General features: G+C 57.7%; 11 protein-coding genes. 3 read left to right on the plus strand and 8 right to left on the minus strand.

Annotation, left to right across the window (positions count from 1 at the left end; all coding sequences use genetic code 11):
* Positions 1 to 486: 486 nt before the first annotated feature.
* The 5 genes from ABIA40_RS02530 to ABIA40_RS02550 form a co-directional block, all read right to left on the minus strand.
* Complete coding sequence (locus ABIA40_RS02530) at positions 487 to 684, minus strand: hypothetical protein (protein ID WP_404538875.1); 198 nt, start codon at positions 682 to 684, stop codon at positions 487 to 489.
* A 306-nt stretch (positions 685 to 990) separates the two neighbouring features.
* Positions 991 to 2,283: a peptide ligase PGM1-related protein gene (locus tag ABIA40_RS02535; RefSeq protein WP_404538878.1), complete on the minus strand. Its 1,293-nt coding sequence runs from the start codon at positions 2,281 to 2,283 to the stop codon at positions 991 to 993.
* 1,784 nt (positions 2,284 to 4,067) lie between these two features.
* Positions 4,068 to 4,301 (minus strand): hypothetical protein, encoded by a 234-nt coding sequence (locus ABIA40_RS02540; protein ID WP_404538881.1) that lies wholly within the window; start codon positions 4,299 to 4,301, stop codon positions 4,068 to 4,070.
* Between the two features lie 497 nt (positions 4,302 to 4,798).
* Positions 4,799 to 5,812, minus strand: a complete 1,014-nt coding sequence (trpD, locus tag ABIA40_RS02545) for an anthranilate phosphoribosyltransferase (RefSeq protein ID WP_404538884.1) — start codon at positions 5,810 to 5,812, stop codon at positions 4,799 to 4,801.
* A 597-nt stretch (positions 5,813 to 6,409) separates the two neighbouring features.
* On the minus strand, positions 6,410 to 6,709 hold the full coding sequence (locus tag ABIA40_RS02550) for a hypothetical protein (RefSeq protein ID WP_404538887.1): 300 nt from the start codon (positions 6,707 to 6,709) through the stop codon (positions 6,410 to 6,412).
* A 1,031-nt stretch (positions 6,710 to 7,740) separates the two neighbouring features.
* Between ABIA40_RS02550 and ABIA40_RS02555 the strand changes: the two genes are divergently transcribed.
* The gene (locus ABIA40_RS02555; protein ID WP_036031538.1) at positions 7,741 to 7,956 is read left to right on the plus strand and encodes a hypothetical protein; all 216 of its coding nucleotides are present in this window, start codon (positions 7,741 to 7,743) and stop codon (positions 7,954 to 7,956) included.
* 2,982 nt (positions 7,957 to 10,938) lie between these two features.
* On the plus strand, positions 10,939 to 11,772 hold the full coding sequence (locus ABIA40_RS02560; RefSeq protein WP_225126426.1) for a YopT-type cysteine protease domain-containing protein: 834 nt from the start codon (positions 10,939 to 10,941) through the stop codon (positions 11,770 to 11,772).
* Between the two features lie 1,416 nt (positions 11,773 to 13,188).
* Here the strand turns inward: ABIA40_RS02560 and ABIA40_RS02565 are convergent.
* The 3 genes from ABIA40_RS02565 to ABIA40_RS02575 form a co-directional block, all read right to left on the minus strand.
* Positions 13,189 to 14,769: an acyl-CoA dehydrogenase family protein gene (locus ABIA40_RS02565; RefSeq protein WP_225174312.1), complete on the minus strand. Its 1,581-nt coding sequence runs from the start codon at positions 14,767 to 14,769 to the stop codon at positions 13,189 to 13,191.
* Between the two features lie 723 nt (positions 14,770 to 15,492).
* The gene (gene groL / locus ABIA40_RS02570; RefSeq protein ID WP_225137364.1) at positions 15,493 to 17,133 is read right to left on the minus strand and encodes a chaperonin GroEL; all 1,641 of its coding nucleotides are present in this window, start codon (positions 17,131 to 17,133) and stop codon (positions 15,493 to 15,495) included.
* An 84-nt stretch (positions 17,134 to 17,217) separates the two neighbouring features.
* A complete protein-coding gene (locus ABIA40_RS02575; RefSeq protein WP_036016041.1) occupies positions 17,218 to 17,532 on the minus strand; it encodes a co-chaperone GroES in 315 nt (104 codons plus the stop codon).
* A gap of 1,028 nt (positions 17,533 to 18,560) precedes the next feature.
* On the opposite strand from ABIA40_RS02575, the gene ABIA40_RS02580 reads away from it, so the two are divergent.
* The gene (locus ABIA40_RS02580) at positions 18,561 to 19,208 is read left to right on the plus strand and encodes an FkbM family methyltransferase (protein ID WP_338129104.1); all 648 of its coding nucleotides are present in this window, start codon (positions 18,561 to 18,563) and stop codon (positions 19,206 to 19,208) included.
* Positions 19,209 to 19,481 lie beyond the last annotated feature (273 nt).

Below are 19,481 nucleotides of genomic sequence, written 5' to 3' on the forward strand. Positions count from 1 at the left end.
GGCCACTACGCGCCTCCGAGCAAAGATTGCTCGGTGATTGTGGCCATCTTCGTCGCTAGGGTGAGACCAGGGAGGCGCGTCGGCGCTGCGCGATGGTGTATCCCGGACGGCCTGGGTTTTCGCAAGCGGTAGTGGCGAGCCTCTCGCGTTTCGAGATGCGTCTCTTATCGAGCTGTCAAGGCCGGGCACGCATCAGGGCCGGGTTCAAGGAGCGTACTGCCAAGCCTGATGTGGACTCTCTTCTGAGATTTGGACGATGGCTCGCGTAGGACCAGAAGAAGGGCATAGCCGCGTGTCTACGACACTGGCAGCGATGCAGCAGAGTTCAAAACTCGGGCGAGCGGGTCATCCTTGCCGCACTCCGTCGTCTGCGCGCCTCGCGGGCGGACACGCATCGTCGCAAGCCAGGCGAATCCCTCCGCCGATGAAACCGACCTCTTGAGAGTATGCAAGTCGACTATCATCAAGGAAAATAAGTGGCACAGTTCAGCTGGTCAGAAGTATGCTACTGGTGTTGGCAGCCTCAATGAGCATCTGCGTAAGAGCTCTAGGCCAGGCATCGCTGTTCAGCTTTGCGATCAGCCGGTTGACGAAGGTCTCACTCGCCATAACCCTCACCCGAAGATCGGTTCCGCGGTGTTTCACTTGCAAAATCACTGGTTGCAAGCGCAGCCGCTTGAGCATGACTCTAATATTCTGCAACGTGGGATTGATGGACGCAATGCGCCTGGCCGATGCCGTTGCGCAGGATAGCCCGTTGCAGCGAGCGGTCAGCTGGGCGAGAAATATGTCCCGCGCAGGGCACGATCTGGATCCGACATTTGGCATTAGTGATCACAGCCTAGCCTCTCGCCGTGTCCGGCGTTGAAGCGAGAGCAGCCGGCCGCAGCGCCGAACCCATTTGCTCTGACTTTGCTTCCTTTTATCTAGGGGCTGAGAAAGCGCTGCTTTGGAACGGGGCAGTGAATTGAGCGTGTGAAGATGTTCTCGCTAGGAACTCAAAAGTCGGTGTTGCTGATCGTGGGCCGCGGTCCTGTCGGGCGCAATCACAACGCACTCCACGGTACCAGCCTCCTCGTCGGCGGCAAGCGGGATCACGCCCGCCTTACGTGTGCGGTCGAATAGGAATCCTTCTTTGAAGAAGCGATCATGCGCCGCTTGAAAGGATGGCGATCGCACATTTCTTACAGATAGAATAACGTTGCGGCTGGAATAGTCGAAGCCGAGCAGCCGGATCGCAATGTTGTGTAACACCGATCCGCCACCCCAGCGGCCGTTCGCTTCATTGAACAGCAACCGTCCATCTTTTGTGAAAATGGCGTCGATGTTGATCATTCCGCGATAGCCCAGGTCTCTCGCTAGTGCCACAAATCGGTAGGCATGCTCCTGCGCAGTCAACCATTGCTCGTTCTCCAGGTCGCTTGGAAGCTCAAGCCCCGTCCAGGTGAGAGCCCGTTCGGACCGATCTGTGCTTTTATGCAGGCGTATGTTTCCACTGTTGATAAAACCGATTGATGCATCATCCTGGATTGCATACTCGAGATAAAACAAAGATCGGGCCAAGTGGTATGATTCCACGACCAGCGTCTTACACGATGCTGTTGTGATCTCAGAGTAAAGCGCGTCAGGATCAAGCGACGGCCACGAAATCATCCGAGTATCTCTGGCTCCAGGTAGCGGATCGCTTTTGCTGCCGGTCAAGATGACATTTCCGACTCCTCCAGCTCCATTATCCAACTTTACAATGACCCTGCCGGTCTCGGATTTGAGGGCAGTGACCGCTTTGAATAGTCCATTTGGGTCCGTCGCGACACATCCATGAGGGAGCGGAAGTGCGACGCTTGTTGCCAATTGACGGAAGTGGCTCTTGCGGTTCAAAAGATCAGGCCCGCGCTGCAGAGCGAAGTCGTCCCCGGTCTTCGATATGCCGAGTTTGGCCGCCAAGCGTGCGACACCTTCAGTAAAGTAGCAGGGATACAATCGCCAGGCGGATTTCTGACGAATATGTCTTTTGAGCCGCTCGACAACGGGCTGGGACAGCAACGTGCAATCATCGAGGATCGTCGATTGGCGGCTCGCAGGGACAACAAGGCGAAGACTCGATGCATCGAAATCGAGCGTCGCGCCAATGAAGGATAACAGATCCGCCGGGATCACTACCGGGGAGACGATCAGATCGCCCTCCTGAGCAAACCACGCTGAACGGTATGCCGAGCTGGCGGCCAGCGAACGTTGAGCCGTTGTTAGATGGGCGCCCGACATCTGAGGCGTACCGGCATTCATAATTAGGATCCGCGGCATTCGCGACCTCCGGGCATCTGGACTTGATCAGGATGGGTTGGTCATGGCAAGCATGACAGCCTTGCGACCCCGTAGTAAGTCGCTGAGACAGGGAGAGTTTGCGCCGTCTCGATGTCACCTGCGATGTAGCGGGAGAGAACGGCCCGTCTCCGATCTGCCGATCTCAATTGATAGCTCGGTCGCGTGGCTATTCGCTTCAGAAAAAGCGCTGGCAGTTGCCTAGCGCGGTGTTCGGAATGCTTCGTGTGAAATGATTTCGCGCGGTGCGCTAAAACGGACTTTGACCAAACATGTGCGATCAGCGCGTCTGCCCCGATCTCGCGCCCCAGTCGCTTGGTCATATAAGCAACCGGTACTTCTACCCAGCGCGCATCGGCTCGACCGACCGGCCGCATTTGGCTACATCTGGATGTTACGTAAGCACCCGCTTTATTTTCGCTAGGTAGACGTTCTCGGCGGAAGTAACCGAGTCTTGATTTGCCGTCGTGAAGCGGAAAAGATTCATCTGCGTCGCAGCGTCCAAGGTCCCCTGCGAGGCGAGGCATCTTGATTCGGCCTCCTCTCTGGACACCAAACTGGCTCTCGAAGGCGCGAGCGATCCGCTCGATGCGTCGATTGAGGATGACATAGCCGGGCGTCTTCCGTTCGAGATGGATTGCGGTCTTGTCAGGAGTACACGTGGCTTTTTGCTCGACCAAGGTGGAGAAATCCAGTTCGCTATTCATCTGCATCAGGTCCGCACATTGTGTTTGTGCCGATGCGGCTCAACGGAAGCCAGGAGTGCCTGGCGAGGCCACAGTCATATGCTTCTAATTGGCCCTTGTAGAGGCTATGATCATAGGGCCTTGGTAGAACCCGGCTTTTGATGACTGTCATGGGTTGCGAACGATGGCTATTGCTTGAGGGAAATCTGCTGATTGATCACTCACTTCGCTCGACCGCTCTGCTGCGGTCGTGTGCATCTGTCGGTAGTGATAGGCGCACCACGAAGAGTGTTTCTTGCCGCGCCTTTGATAGACAGACTCGCCGCACATTATGCCGCTCTCATATCTCCGTCTTTGAAACCAATGATGCAGCGGCACTGACCTTCAATATGATCAACTAACAGAACCTTCTTAAGGCCGTCCGGGTGTTTCAACTTGCTGCTCCAGCATGCCATGCAATAACGTCACGCGGAGTAAGACGCCGAGTCACTTCGAAAACCTGCGCAGGCCCACCATCTGTCACACCTTTGCGCGATCGAGACGCCACGTGCGGGAAAGCAGCTTGAAGGTAGCGGGTTCGGCGAACTGATTTTGTGCGCTGCTGCGCCAGAGGAGGGGCTTGCGTCAGCTTCAGGAAAGCAGCGCCAACTAGGTGCTTCGGATTGAGTTCTACCTCGATCAATTCTGTCGTTATCGGCTCTCTGCCGGGGCGGTACGCGACCGCCACTTCGTCCAGATCCGAAATGCCCCACCATTGAAAGTTACGTGCTACCCTTAGCGCCGCAATCGGAACTCGCTGCAAAGCCCTCTCGACCGATGGGCCATCGGGCATAAGGAGCATGACCATCGACCGGTCCGCGGATCTGACCAGCTGAGGCATCCGAAGTCCTTCACACCCATGTAGGTAACACCTCAAGAGCCTACGATTTAACGTTACGTCAGATTCAAGCCCCTTTTTGCGGGCCAATGAGAACGTGGCCAAGCTCATGCTGCCCGAAGAAGGGCCCCCGAGGGGCTGGTGTCGCAAGCATTCAGCGCTGCCCTGAGGGGGAAGCTTGTGGCTTAGGCCTTGGAGGAGCGATCCGGCGAACGCGCCGGCGGCGTGTCCAACGCATGACCCCAGTCGGCCAGTTTGGACGAAATGTAGAGTTGGTCAGGGTGCGTATGCAGGCCATCACCATCGATGGCCAGTCCGCGGCGAGATGAGCGGCGCTGAGCAATCGCCATCGGAATCACCGCTGAACGAGCGAGCAGCTCGAAGCCAAGCTTGGCCGCAAGCTTTTTGAGCGTGGGCATAGAGCGCAACGCCGGCCTGCCAGTGTCTCTCCGTGTGTAAACGGCATCCGGACCTAATGTTCTCTCAGGAGAACACGCCGCTTTGCCTCCAGAAGATGCCCATCCAGCGTCTCGTGCAGCGCACGCCGCAGCTCCGGCGGGATCGAGCTATCTGTATCGATCAATTCCCGAAACTTCCGAATGATGTGTTCTATCGTTGCGATAGTTCCAAGTGTTTCAATCCTCTGCCAGGCCATCTTCGATCGTCTCCTTTGGCGCGTTGCGCACGCTTCGTCGCGGGTCCTCACCTCAGCAACCGGGGCTCGAACACCCTTTAGTGCACCAAATGTTGGCTGTCGGGCTGAGTGTTCAGCGCGGAGCTGTTTTGACAAGGACTTGCGCAAGCGGGCGCTCCATGAGAAATCGGCACAATTAACGCGCATTCGCGGCTGCAACAGGTTTCTCGCGCGTAAGCTGCACTATTGATCGCCAGGATGCGGCATCAACCAGCTCGGAGGTCAGGCGTTTGAAACCGCGATCAAGCGATTCAATCGAGCGGCTGCAGCGCCCCGATCAAGTGATTCTTGTCCAAGCGCCACGCCTTCCTGTAGGTTCGAGGCCCGCCCGGCCACCACCAGTGCGGCCGCCGCATTCAGAAGGGCGGCATCACGAAAACGACCTGGCAGGCCATCAAGCACTTTTTGTAACGCAAAGGCATGAGCCTCGACATCACTGCACTCCAGCGCATCGGCGCGGTAGCGGGGGAGCCCGGCGTCCTCCGGCGTGACTTCGAACGTGCGGACTGTACCCGCCTCAACCGCAGCAACAAAGCTTGTGTCGGTGAGGGATAATTCATCGAGCCCGTCCGAGCCATGAACAACCCATACCGAATCGGCACCAAGGTTCTTCAAGACGTGCGCCAGAGGCTGCACCCATTCGGGAGTGAACACTCCAAGGATCTGCCGCTTGACCCTGGCTGGATTCGACAGAGCCTCGATTAGATTGAACATCGTGTGGGTTCCAAGTACGCTCCGGATCTGCCTGATGCGCTGCATCGCCGGATAGTCGGGTGACGCAAACATGAAGCCAATGTCGGCTTCGTGCACACAACGTGCAATCGCCTCAGGCTTGAGATCGACCTTTACGCCGAGGCGCGCCAACACATCTGCGGTGCTTGAGCGCAAAGATACCGCGCGGTTGACATTCTTGGCGACGGGAACGCCGACCCCGGCGACGATGAACGAAGCGCACGTCGATACGTTGAGCGAACACATAAAGGTATCGCTCGTGCCAGCGATATCCATGGGGTCACATCGCGTCTCGACCGTGGGCAGTATATTTCGCATTGCGGATGCGGCGCCCGTGACTTCTTCGATCGTCTCCCCTCGGACCCTCATCCCAATCAACAAGCCACCGATTTGCGAGGGAGTTGCGTCGCCGGACATCATGCTGTCAAACGCTGACGCGGCCTCCTCGCGGGTCAGAGTGGCGCCGGTGGCAACTTTGCCGATGATCGATTTAAGCGGTTCCATCGAACTTTACACGTTCCTTATCCAATCTAGCGTCCGTCCGTTCAGCCACACGCGTCTTCGCAACCGGGGGCCCTGGTGCAGCTGCCGGTCTATCCGCACTCGCTATGCCGCACGAGTCCTTGAGGCGGGCAGTCGGATGAACGTGGCATCCGTGGCGACGCTACAACCTGACGCTACGTCAGGGTCAAGCTTTCTCCATTCGATGGTGCCCTCGAGAGGACATCGGCGGCTAGTCAGAGCACTGAGTTGCTTGATGCGAGGATAATAGCTCTGTCTCGCGCCCGCTTGCCGTCGATGTTCCGGCCGGATCACAAGGCCTCGCTTTCCGGTGCCGCTGTGGCGGAGCCGCAGAGCGGCCTCCGCGCGTGCTATGAATATAATCGATGCCAATTCCAGGCTGAGCTTAGCTGGCTCTACAAAATGACCCCACCTCACTATAATGAACCTGCGCATGACAGCCTCCAAGGAGCGATGGACGCGTCCGTTGACCGGCCCCGCATGAGGTGGTGAGCCGTTCGGCGAACCCTCGTGTGACGTGCTGCACGTCAAGCTGGGACGACTTCTGGAGAGGAGTCGGACGGACAGCTCGCAGCATCTTCACTTCGATCCGCTGCTCTTATTGCCGATGTCCCGCCCGGAGATCACGTAGCGACATTGCTGACTGAGACGATCTTGCTTGGATCTGAGGCAGGCAGTAATAGCGGTACGATCTGGTATGTGACTGCTACAAAGGCGAAACACGTCTCCCATGCAGGCCTCTTTCTCTTCTGCGGTCGGCGTTCGATCACGCGCGTTGACCGGCGCAATCATTACAGTTGCCATTGCCAGGCCGAGGGCGATATCGCGGTAGTAGAGTCTGAGGCGCAGAGCCGACTGAATTCGTTGTTTTTGAACCATGACATTTCTTCAGTTCGGAGGAGCTGATTATTGTTTTTGCTGCCCGGAACGCATCACCTGCAAACCGGGAAACAGACGGATCTGCTTAGCTGTTTGCAAGCTCGTTGCTCTACGTTTGCCGTTCTCACTGTACGGAGCTCGTCATTTGTCTGGGACGACGGGAACGGCACCTTCCATACCGGCAGAGCCTTACGAAAGAGGTGAGGTACGAGCAGTTGCGCCGACGCACCAGATGAACGTCTTGGAGTTGCTGTGATTGTGCAGCCACTGCATGCCTCGATGCCTCGAGGCGTTCTTGAGTCTGCGTGAGATGACCTGAGGTACTATGGTCAGCTAATCGCCGGCGGATGAGTGACGGCGGACTCGCCACGATGTCGGCTCGACGCGGCCCTGGCCAGCTCTGGCGAAGCATAGAGATCAGGGGGGGCCAGATGTGTTTATGTCGTTGTTGATGATGCATTCGGCCTTGCAAGAGCGACCATTATGGCGCGCTGAGACAATGTTTGGTGTCATCGCGCTTCTGTTCCACTTTATGGGAAGAGGTTAGGCGGGGTTATCTGTGAGGTAGGTTCCGTCTTGCGTCGGGTCAGCGGAGTCTGCGTTGATCGGAGTCGGGTCGCGCAGACGTCGTAACGCGCGATTACGTCCAGCAGAAAGAGGAATAGCATTCGATGAATCGCGGGCCGGCTCGCATCTGGATGATGTTAGGCTCTCTCTTCGGTCGTCCCGGGCGATTGTAGATGTTTGAGGCATTCCCAATGCTCGTGAACTGTCAGGACTCGACTGATTGTCAGAGGTGATCCACACCTGTCCAGAACCCTACAATCTAACGCTGCGTGCGATTCAAGTCTTTTGGTGGGAGCAATGGTCTGAAGCTGTCGGTGACTGTGCATCCATCGTACGAGCATCGTCTGCAATGCGCATTCAGTCGTATCTGAATGATTGCTGTGGACTGGGACTGACTGCTTCGGCAGCCGGCGGCACGAGCGTCGCTCCTACGTGATAATACGGAGCGTCGGTGTCGCAATTCCTTGATCTACGGATTGCATGCTCTCGGCATGAATCCGAAAAGTAAACTGTACCAGCCCGATCACTGGCGAGGCCGCGCGGAAGCAACGCGAAAGAAAGCGGCAGCGCTCATTGACGGAAAAGCCAAAGACAGGCTGCTTAAGATTGCCTTGGAGTACGACAAGTTGGCGTGGCGTGCCCACGTGTGGCAGATGCGCAAGAATGAGGACGATACGTAGTCTGAGCAAGAGCTGCTACGGTCCAGAAGGCCTCAGCCTGTCGATCTCTAGCCGACGCAATGGCTAGGTATGTATCGCTCAGCAAGCAAGTCAATGCCGCCTGTACGGTGCGTTGAGAGAGCCAGAAGGCAAGGCGCCTGACCGTCCTATGCCACACGCACGTGAGGGCCGAGCCGGCCGCCTGCCAAACGTTTCCTCAGGTCACCTTGTTTCGTCAGCTTCTCGAAAGCGAACTTTCACATAAGGGCAATACGGCCACTAGTCCTCACTTGCAGTCGATCCGTCGCGCCTCACTTGCAAGCCCGGATCCCACTCGCCGCGGACGGTTGAGCTGCTACAGGTCAATTTGGCACTTCGTCGCGCTGCAGCGGCACATCAGTGTCGCTAATTCGAGGCATCTGGGTCATGCGTCGACATTTCCTTTGCACCCGCCGGAGCAGCCGCACTCTATGTCCAGGTAGCAGCGCGAAGCGCCCTGGCATCAGTTTGTTCGCAGCCGTGGCGACCCGCGGTTGCGAGAGGCGCCAGAAGTCCATCGCGCGGTTGCCATGCGCGAGAGTGTTTCAGAAGAACGCTGCGATGACTAAGTAGATCCCGGCCCAAAGCAGCGCGTTTATGAGGAGTGCGGCCAGAGGCCACAAGTTCCACCTTTTCTGGGCTCGCCGGGAGGGACGATCAGCGCCGAAATGCTTGATCGTTGGGCGCTTTGTTGCGCGCCAATGTGTCATTTCATTGCGCTGAGCGCCGGTGAACAGAAAAATGCCAAGCTTTGCATGCCCCCTATCACTCATAAGTTAGCAGTCCTCTTTTCATGGTGCATCAGAACCGATGTTCGTTGCGGCGACGATTCGGCCGATTCATTGCTCGTGCATCCTCGCTACAGCGAGGTCGCGTTCTGTCAGCACAGCAAGCGACATGCCACGAGGTAGAAGTGTCTGCAGCGCTTTTGATGCGGTGGGTTGGTGACACGGAGCCGTTATGCGACGTCTGAGTCGCGACATTCATGTCGGAAACAACACCCGGATTAGCGGCAAAGGATGAGCGGTTCGCGAGCGCCATGCCGTAGACAACGTGTTAGGAGCTGCAGCTCAGTGATGCGGAAAAATCGGGCGACATTCGCAGTTGCAGTCGATGAGATCGACTAATCATAGTTTCTGACCGTTAGCTTACGACCAAGATAGCAGGCGATCCGCCGGATGGTTCATTTGGAAGAACGGAGCATGCCGGCGTCCGCGGCTATGTGTGTGCCGATTTGGAAGCCATAAAACTGAACCAATTTCACATAAATGGCGCATTAGGCCTGTTCAGCCTTGGCGAGGAGGCCGTCGAGTGATCAAGTACTCTCTCGCGAAGCAGCAATGTAACCCCGATCTATCTGGTGCCACTACTGGTTTTTGCGAGCATCATGAGATCTAGATGTCGTCGCCAACAGGGGAGCGTGCCATGATGAAGACCAATTCATTGAAGACGAGGTGACGCGTCAAGAGTCGCCGATTTCGTCCGCTCATGCGGGATGTGCGGTTCTGCCGGCGATGAGCAGTGAATACTGCCTGGCATCGATGACAAACTGTTTCGCCTCGGAGAGACTTAATGATGGACTTACATAAGTAGCGGCAGGTGCAATCGCCGGCTCGATTCGCCCTACGTGCAGATAGTGGTACCGCTCACGCTCAGACAACCGGCGGCCCGATGGCGCAATACGTCTTAGAGGAATAATCAGAGGAGAGTGAGTGATGATAGACATCTACGGCTTTCGCGGATGGCGCGCTGTAGATTGGTTTAGGAACGTTGGGCCGAGGACCGAGCAGGTTAACTTGTTACGAGACAGCGTCATCTACGTAGACTTCAGGGCTATCCGAGAAGCAAAGGGGCGGGCGTGCGAGCGCAGATGATAGACAAGCTGGAGGCCGGCCGCGTGCAACACGGCCGGTTCGCTACTGCTCCAGGGTCAGGCCCTTCCGGTCTGTTCCTTGTGCAGGGGCCTTGTGGGTGTGAGCTCAAGATAAGTGCGTTCGTCCGTCCTGGCTGGGAGCATGTCGCTGTTTCGACCCCGCGGCGTTGTCCGAACTGGGACGAGATGTGCTTTGTGAAAGACCTGTTCTGGGATGAAGAAGAGTGCGTCATGCAACTGCATCCGCCACATTCAAAGTACGTGAATAACAGCCGATATTGCCTTCACTTGTGGAGACCCACTTATCGAGACATTCCGATGCCGTCCCCGAGCTTCGTAGGCGTCGTTGGATTAAGTCCCTCAGATGCGGCAACGTTGTTCGCGCGAATGAACGCGACAGCATGACGGGCTGAGCTAACAAAATGCGAGCAAGGTGTGGTCGAGCGGGTGCACAGGCACCGGTTCGGCTTCCCGAAATGACGTGTCACATGCGGGTGTATGTCGGGCTCGCTCGACTGTTGCAGTGTTCAGGCGGGCTGAACCTGAAATGCCGCCGTTAAACACGAGCGGCTAACGGCACACTGACCGGGGAGAGAAATGTCTGCGCCACTTGTTGTAGAGTGAACAAAACCGTAACTCGTGTTCAAACCGGGTTTTCGGATCTGTGCTGAAGGTACGTCAGCGGCAACAACAGCATCTCACTGGCCGATGGCCGATCACGGGGACGCGAATTGCGCACTCTTGGAGGCGAAGTTGTGCCGACCGAGCGGCGCAACACGATAAAGGTGAGATCGACCACCAAACCGACGGTCGCGCTGTCCAGCGGTAGCCATCATCCTGACTGCATCTGCAATTCCAAGCTCGCCCTCCGTAAGTGTGCAAGAGTAACTAGCCGTTCGGCCACTGCCTCACACCTGCAGCCCCGCTCGTGAGTGGCACTGTCGTGCAACCAATTGGCCGTCGCAGCGGTAGCTTCCCCAGGCTTGTTGGTGGTCAGCTCTTCGTCAGTTTGCTGCGATATCATCCGCAGCAAGATGTAAGCAGCGCGCTCTCCCTGAGGACGCGTGCGCCGAAGAAGCAGGTGAACCAGCATGTATAATCGACTCGATGGCCAATACACACGCGCTGATCAAGCCGACGGATCGATCAAGCCCGAAGACAGTAGCGAATTTGCGCAAACACTCACTGAAGTCGCGCGACGAGAGAGCCTGCCGTCCGGCGAATTGATCGACAGAATGGGGCTCTGCTTCAGCAAGCCACATACCTCAGAGTCAATCGTTTATAGTCCAAGCAACTCGCGCCACAGCTCCTCTCTGTCCTCCAGCTCGGAGTTATCCTCTGCCGATAGCCCTGTCCGCGCTCTATTCGATTACAGGACTGCTGAACTGCCCGAAGCCAATGTCAACGGAATCTGTGTTGGATTGGTAGCGGAGTGGCTCCTTAACCTCCCAAGCAGCCCGTCATCTCGAATGAGGGCTCTGCTCCCGGACACTGAAAAGCACCGCTCAGCGGCAAGTCGGCAGGAACAGTACGAAGAGCTGAAGGCTCAATTGAAAAACGATGGCGCGGAAGGGTCTCACAACCTCCAGGCAAAAAGCACAACGTTACGCGACGCTGGCTTAGAGCCGTCTGCTGAAGAGACGCGATATAGGTTTGATACATCTTCGTGCATTGACCAGATCGTGAAGGAGCTCACCGAGGATGCGTCCATGTATTTGGTAAGCTTGCGTTTCGCTGCAGGTGGCGCCCACATGATTGCGACAGTGACGTCGAATGGAACGACGACCCTCTTTGATCCTAACTATGGGGAATTTTCTGTTCCGTCAGATGAGGTCGGAGAGTTATTCAAGAGTCTTGCGGAGCGCTACAGGAGCCCCCCGAACAAAATGTACATATCGACTGTCGTCACACAAAGGGTGACGTGAGGACTTCCTAGGTTGCAACGGACCTTACCCGATGCCCCCGCACGGAACCTCATCGGCCGGTGCGGGACAGCCACGTCGCCTAGATGGTGCACTCGACGCGGTTCTTCGGATGTTGGATCGGTGCTCTCGACGGAAGCTCTCTGGAAGTAGTGCAGAGAGGGGAGAATGTTCAGGTGATATAGGTCGTCCGATCACCCAAGTTCGTGAGCCAGCGTCTTCGCCGCCTCAAAGCCCTTGCACTCGAGCAGGATCGAGGGCCCGTTAGGCTAACTTCCTCGTGTGGGTTCCGATGCCCGGCCAATCGCGCTCAGGGCCAAGGTCGGTGACCAGTCATCCACAGAGCTGGCACAAGCTGTAGTTCGACTGCTTCGGAATCCTCGCCAGCTCTTCTGTACTGATTCGCCAACCAAATAGCTGCAGCCGACGACAACCGCATGCAGTCGCACCGGCGCCCAAACGGAGTCCTCACTCGCCACGAGCTCCCGCGCCTTGTTGCGTCGCTGCACTTCCCGTAGCGTCCGGCTTTGGTGAAAATCTGAGCCACGATCTAACTCAGTGACAACACTATGCACTGCGTCGTTCCAAGCCTCACGGTCGAATTGTTTCGCCGAGCTGGACTACGTTTGAGAACTTACTTGCCGAATAATGCGAGGTGAGATCCTTCTCCTCGACGGAGCGAGCGCATGCGGGCATTGAGCTTGATCTGGAAGACCGCCGCCCGGTAGTGTGGATCTGATCCCAGTCTCACGTCGGAAGCAGCGCGGGCGCGACTCGGCGCTGGTCGGACTGGATGTATCAGATGTTCTCTCTGCCACGCCCGCACCACTGGTTGAAGTTAGCAGAAACGTGACTCGGCGCCAAAATCCCCACGCATACTCGGGGCAAGCGCTGTCCCTACCACGTGCTGCTAACTTCAACATCGATGTAGACGGGCGAGCTTTCCGAAACCTGACGAACCCGACGCCATGCATCAAGCGAAAGCGGCCTGTGCGGGGGAAGCCCTCCCGTCTTGACCCCGCCACCCGCCTAGCGGAAGTTTGACTTAAAAGTATCGCTGAGTACAGACGCAAGCTCCTCCTTTAAGAGGTCGTGAAAACTCGCATATGCCATGTGCCAGCGAGAAGGTGGCAGCAGGACGCTTAAACCACACCACGCCTATCGATGTTTGCAGCGCGTGGCGAATCGAGGCGGCTCAGCCTTCTCGAGCGCCAGCCCCGATCGGGGAGCGGTATCGGGTGCTCTTTAACGCGAAAGCCTTCGCTGCCGCGGCGTGCCGCCAGGAATGAGAAGGTTAGGCCCTCATAGCAGCGCGTGCCGCATGTAGACGTGACAGTTTTCACGGACCCTTCCGCTTACGGAAGTTGCGCGCTGCGCGCGGAACCACCGCGTGGAAGGACGTCGGACATGCGGGAGATGTCAGACATACTGCACCAATTTAAGGTAGTCGTCTGTGAGGACAGGTGAGCGAATGGAGCAAGCCGCATCGTGAAGAAAGGTGGCGAGTGTCCTATTAGCCCGACTGCGAGTTTCGACAGATTGTCGTGCCGGCACGCGAGTGCGGAGAGATGTCAGTTCAGAACTGACCAGGTCAGCCGCCGCTGCGGCGCAATCTGACGCTGAGAAGCAATCAGCAGACATGACAGCTTTTGCCAGTCCCAATGTGGTGAGCCAACCCGCATAGATCAGCACGGCACCGTCAGTCTCATTCAGCCCGGAGAGCTCGTCAATTGCAGCAGCATGGACTGATGCCGCCCCAATCGACCGAAACAGATCGGCTATTTCGTCGCGTGTGGCTTTAGAGAGGAGGCAACGGCCGAGATGCGATAGGAGCGCCTCAGTCGGACCTTCGAAGATGCGGAGGATGCGAGCGTCTCGGTAGATTTTGGCCAAAGGCGTTCCCTCATCGTAGCCGCGGCCGCCTAACAGCTGGACGCATTGATCGGCGACAAGGCCGCACCACTCTGAGGACAAAACCTTCGTCGCCGACGCAAGGTGGACGTTCGGCGCACCGCGCGCTGAAACAAGTCGGCAGGATGCTGCTAGCATCGCCTTCACTACTTCCCGCCGCAGCACCATCTGTCCAAATAGCTGCTCGATGTAACTGTTCTCGATCATGCGTAGTTTACCAAGCCGACGATGGCTTGCATAAGAGGCGGCTACCTGGATAGCGCGCTCAAGGGCTCCAAGACCCATAGCAGCCACACCGATGCGGCCGCGGTTCATACTAGATGCCGCCGCACCCCAGCCGTCTTGATCGCGAGAGAGCACGTAAGAACGGGGCATCTCGACGTCCTGGAACTCCAGGGTATTCTGAATGATGCCACGTAGGCCGAGTGTACGATGCTCGTGCGTGACCTTTAGGCCTGGAGCCTGTCTGTCAACGAGTACACCAACCAGCCGACCTTTCGCATCGGGTCCTGACGCGCGCGCAAAGCAAACGATCCAGCGAGCCCAGTCAGCAAGGCCGATCCAGATTTTGCGGCCAGAGATACGCACTTTATCTTCGTGCATGAAAGCCGCAGCCTCTATATGTCTCGGGGCAGAACCAGCTCCAGGCTCCGTCAAAGCGAAAGCGCAGAGATCGCCGCTTGTTGCACCCCGAATGATATGGGCTTGTGCGGGTATGTGCGATGCCGCTTCGATGCAGGGCAAAGCTAGGAAGTTATGGATAACGAGGGTCGACGCAGCGGAGACATCGAACGATGCCGTGGCGGAGATGAGATCGATGGCCTCTTGCAAAGAGAGAGCTAATCCGCCGTGCTCTCCTGGTGCGGTGAGCCCGAACAGTCCATGCCTTGCCAAGATGCTGTGTAGGGTCGGAGGGAAGGCTCGGCGGTCATCCGCGTCTGCGAAATTCAGCTGACTGAGCTCAGCGATGAAACTGGAGTATCGTGCAGTTGCATGCCCTTCAGCTAAGCGTTCCTGCGTCTCCCCGAATTGAGCGTAAACTTGGGTGTACATGGCCATAAGACCACAATGATCCTGACCGCGTTTCATGCCAATTCATCCGAGAGGCTACCTTGGCCAGACATTGGTATAGTGTGGATGCAGGCGCAGTATAGGCACATTGCCGAGGGCCGGAGTGTCTTGCGGCCGCCCCGCCGGCGAGTTCTTTTGCAAAGCACCCCACCATTCCCATCGGATACCCTATAGATTGGACGCAAAGCAAGCCTTGCGACTTTAGTGTGCGATCATTCTAAAGCATGTCATGCCCCGAGCTCCGCAGCAGGGGAGTTGAGGGGAGCGCCGTCCGCGATGACCAAATGAGGCGCAGAATAATCGGCGCACTTTCCGCAAAATACCTTGTGATTTTTGAGAATGTTCTCCGGGTTCGAACAAGCCCTTAGGCCACAAGATGTAAGTGCGAAACGTCACGAAAGGCATTTCGTCGCTTCCAGTTACGCGACAGGAAAAGAAAGTGGGCAAGGAGGTCGAAAGCGGGCAGGCGGCGCCGGGTCTACCGCACGCCAAGGGTTCGAACATTTGGATGAGCAGAGGCAGCTTCGTGCGTCAAAATAGCCGGCTCCATCGTCGTACCGGACGCGGTACTGTCGTCGCGAAGCACATGAAATTTGAATCGGGGTCCTGCCGCTGCGCACGTTAGATAGGCCGATGGGCCGGACCTTCGGGGGCTGGCAACGGGCTACCGGCCGCTCCATGCAAAAAACCCTGACATTATTGCCAGGGTTTCGCATGTCATCGAGAACTTGAGAAGGTGGATCAGAAGTCCATGCCGCCCATGCCGCCGCCCGGAGGCATCGCGGGGCCAGGGCCGCCCTTCTTGGGCAGCTCGGCAACCATCGCTTCCGTTGTGATCAGCAGCCCGGCCACCGAGGAGGCGTTCTGGACCGCGATGCGCACGACCTTGGCCGGGTCAATGATGCCTTTGGAGAGGAGGTTGCTGTACTCGCCTGTCTGCGCATCGAAGCCAAAAGAGTACTGCTCGTTATCGAGCACCTTGCCGACTACGATCGAACCGTCTTCGCCGGCATTGATCGCGATCTGGCGGGCCGGCCAAGACAGTGCTTTTCGCACGATCTCGACGCCGGTCTTCTGGTCGTCGTTCTGTGTGCGCAGGCCCTTGAGCTGCTCGGAGGCACGGAGCAGGGCGACGCCGCCGCCCGGAACAATGCCTTCTTCCACGGCCGCGCGGGTCGCATGCATCGCGTCATCAACGCGATCCTTGCGCTCCTTCACCTCGACCTCGGTCGCGCCGCCGACGCGGATCACCGCGACGCCGCCCGCGAGCTTGGCCTGACGCTCCTGGAGCTTCTCACGGTCGTAGTCCGAGGTGGTCTCCTCGATCTGCGCCTTGATCTGGGCCACGCGCGCCTCGATGTCGGCCTTCTTGCCGGCGCCGTTGACGATCGTGGTGTTCTCCTTGTCGATCATCACCTTCTTGGCGCGACCGAGCATGTTGAGCGTGACGTTCTCGAGCTTGATGCCGAGATCTTCCGAGATCGCCTGGCCGTCGGTCAGGATCGCGATGTCCTGCAGCATGGCCTTGCGGCGATCGCCGAAGCCCGGAGCCTTGACGGCCGCGACCTTCAGGCCGCCGCGCAGGCGGTTCACGACGAGGGTCGCAAGCGCTTCGCCTTCGACGTCCTCGGCGACGATGACCAGCGGCTTGCCGGTCTGCACCACGGCCTCGAGCAGCGGCAGCAGCTCGTTCAGCGAGGAGAGCTTCTTCTCGTTGATGAGGATGTAGGCATCGTCCATCTCAACGCGCATCTTGTCGGCGTTGGTGACGAAGTAGGGCGAGATGTAGCCGCGGTCGAACTGCATGCCCTCGACCACATCGAGTTCGGTCTCGAGCGACTTGGCTTCCTCGACGGTGATGACGCCCTCGTTGCCGACCTTCTTCATGGCGTCGGCGAGGAACTTGCCGATCTCGGCATCGCCGTTGGCCGAGATGGTGCCGACCTGGGCGATCTCGTCGTTCGAGGTGACCTTCTTCGAGTTCTTCTCGAGGTCGGCCACGACAGCTTCGACCGCGAGGTCGATACCGCGCTTGAGGTCCATCGGGTTCATGCCGGCGGCGACCGACTTGGCGCCTTCACGCACGATTGCGGCGGCCAGGACGGTCGCGGTGGTGGTGCCATCGCCGGCAGCATCCGCAGCCTTCGAAGCCACTTCGCGCACCATCTGGGCGCCCATGTTCTCGAACTTGTCGTCGAGTTCGATCTCCTTGGCAACGGCAACGCCGTCCTTGGTGATGCGCGGCGCGCCGAACGACTTGTCGAGCACGACGTTGCGGCCCTTTGGACCAAGCGTGACCTGTACGGCATTGGCGAGAATGTCGACGCCGCGCAGCATACGATCCCTCGCATCTACTCCGAACTTGACTTCTTTGACTGACATAGAGAATTCCCTCAGTTCCGTTTAATTCATCCTTCAGCGCCCCGGTGGGCTCTCCTCAGGAGGGTGAGCTGTGCCAGCCCAGGATTAGGCGACTTTCTTCTTGGAGAACACATCGGTGAGAACGCCCATAATGTCGCTCTCCTTCATGATCAACAGGTCTTGCCCATCGATCTTGACCTCGGTGCCGGACCATTTTCCAAACAGCACCCGCTCACCGACTTCGATGTCGATCGGAATTAGCTTGCCAGCTTCGTCGCGGCCACCGGGGCCAACGGCGACGACTTCGCCCTGGGAGGGCTTTTCCTTGGCAGTGTCGGGAATGATGATGCCGCCAGCGGTCTTCTCTTCTGCGTCGATGCGCTTGACCACGACGCGGTCGTGAAGCGGACGGAAAGTCATAGAGGTCTCCTGAGCGTTTGAACAAGTTGAAGTTAGGCACAATGTGACAAGTAGACTGTAGCAAGAGTCAGGCCAGAAATGCGCTGAGCGATCTATCCTTCCAGTTCTGTAAAAGCATTGCCCGGGCAGCGTGTGTGTTTGTCCGGAAGCAAACGCGCTGAGGTGCACAGCCCACTCGGGTGTTGTGAAAAAGACATTGCGCTTCTTCGAAACACCCGCAGAGAGCCCCGGGACACTTCAACGTTGCTCAGGCGGCGGTTGCACTGATCGAGAGGCCTCGGGTTTCGACGACGTCGGGATCGCACATAATTACCTGGCGGTACAATCTAGCAGTGTGGCCGGAAGCGTGCGGTCTACAAGCTTTATCGAAGAGCGGCTCGTCCAATCTACCGTAGTCGTGCATGCGAATATGTATGCAACGATCTCGAAAGATCAGGTGCTGTTTCTTGTAAGCGGTGGCGTGCTCCAAGGCAGGTCACCATCGAATTGTACCGGATTGCCCGTGTCCAGCCGTGGCAGGGCGCTCAAAGCCTGCCGAATCGACCCTGGTCGTCGGTACGCCGACAGCACTTGAAGAAAGTTGCACGCGCCACGAAAGCTTGATTGCACCGAGCAACGCGTGCGTCCCGGCTTTCGCCGACTTCGTTCCTCGCCCACGAGCGCCGGGAGCTACTGGCAGCGAATCTGAGATGGCGGCCATCAGTCGGCCGAGCACATTCTGCGCAATTGGCATCCATATCTGACAGGTGACGCCCAAACGAGGGTGCTCTTTCGGCAACTCGAAAGAGCTAAGACGACGATCTGGCTCACTGAGGCCGCACTTTCCGACAATAGGTTCGAGAATTGCAGCGCGAGGGATAGCCTCTCCGGTTGATGCCGATGGCATCCAAACAGCTTCGTGGATCAAGAGGACTGGCGGATAAATGAATCTTATACCTTGATATACGTTGTGCGGCGGCTTCCGGCGTGTGAAGGCGGATTTGAAGTCGAAATTTCACCAGATCTCCGCGCACCATGGAAAAGCAGCTGTGTCGTCCGTAGAAGTACATCAGCACATCGTCTCACTTCTTCAGAAGCCGAATCCAGTCATCCTGGATATCGGCTGCAATGACGGGACTGATACGCAAAAGTTCCTAGAACTGTGCCCACAACCCCAGCTCTACTGCTTTGAGCCGGACCCTCGAGCGATCGCGCGCTTCAAGAAGAAGCTCGGCCCATCCCTCAATAGGGTGAAGCTGTTTGAGATCGCCATCAGTGATCGAAACGGAACGATCGACTTCCATCCAAGCAATGCAGATGGCGATGCGAAAGATTGGGACCTATCCGGTTCAATACGCCGTCCAAAAAACCATCTTACCGAGTACGATTGGGTCCGGTTTGATCACCCTGTCTCCGTTGAGACACGGCGGCTGGACGACTGGTGCAGCGAAGCCAAGCTGGACGGAGTCGATTTTATCTGGATGGACGTTCAGGGAGCCGAGGCCGACGTTATCGCCGGCGGTATGCGGACCTTGAGCAACACGCGGTTCATCTACACCGAGTATAGTGACCGCGAGCTCTACGAAGGGCAGTTGTCCCTGCAAGCCATTCTTAACTTGTTGCCATCATTTGAAGTGGCGGCTCACTATCCGCGCGCAGTGGAAGGTGATGTCTTGCTCAAGAATACGCGTGCCTAGCGGCTACTCAGATCGAGCGTCTCATTCACGGCCTGACCAGCGGATTCTATGCTGGCCGCAGCTGCACAACGTTGATCATCAAGGCGAGCGGTTATCGCGAGCCGGACAGGCAGTGCGGCTGCGGTTGCCATTGGGCCGGCGTGCACGTTGGCCGATCGAGCGGGAGCGGCCAGCGCGCTATCGCAGTCCTCGGATCCACGCCGTCCTGAGGAAGGCAGGGCCGTGGGCTAGCGTGGCGATCGAACAGCCGATGTAGCAGCACGGCGCTCGCGC

This window comes from Bradyrhizobium sp. USDA 223, from assembly GCF_044909005.1.
GTDB lineage: Bacteria > Pseudomonadota > Alphaproteobacteria > Rhizobiales > Xanthobacteraceae > Bradyrhizobium > Bradyrhizobium yuanmingense.

Bases quoted from the DNA above. Each gene is read 5' to 3' on its own strand.
- ABIA40_RS02530 (WP_404538875.1), bottom strand. From the start codon at position 684: ATGCTCAAGCGGCTGCGCTTGCAACCAGTGATTTTGCAAGTGAAACAC.
- ABIA40_RS02535 (WP_404538878.1), bottom strand. From the start codon at position 2,283: ATGAATGCCGGTACGCCTCAGATGTCGGGCGCCCATCTAACAACGGCT.
- ABIA40_RS02540 (WP_404538881.1), bottom strand. From the start codon at position 4,301: ATGCCCACGCTCAAAAAGCTTGCGGCCAAGCTTGGCTTCGAGCTGCTC.
- trpD (WP_404538884.1), bottom strand. From the start codon at position 5,812: ATGGAACCGCTTAAATCGATCATCGGCAAAGTTGCCACCGGCGCCACT.
- ABIA40_RS02550 (WP_404538887.1), bottom strand. From the start codon at position 6,709: ATGGTTCAAAAACAACGAATTCAGTCGGCTCTGCGCCTCAGACTCTAC.
- ABIA40_RS02560 (WP_225126426.1), top strand. From the start codon at position 10,939: ATGTATAATCGACTCGATGGCCAATACACACGCGCTGATCAAGCCGAC.
- ABIA40_RS02565 (WP_225174312.1), bottom strand. From the start codon at position 14,769: ATGAAACGCGGTCAGGATCATTGTGGTCTTATGGCCATGTACACCCAA.
- groL (WP_225137364.1), bottom strand. From the start codon at position 17,133: ATGTCAGTCAAAGAAGTCAAGTTCGGAGTAGATGCGAGGGATCGTATG.
- ABIA40_RS02575 (WP_036016041.1), bottom strand. From the start codon at position 17,532: ATGACTTTCCGTCCGCTTCACGACCGCGTCGTGGTCAAGCGCATCGAC.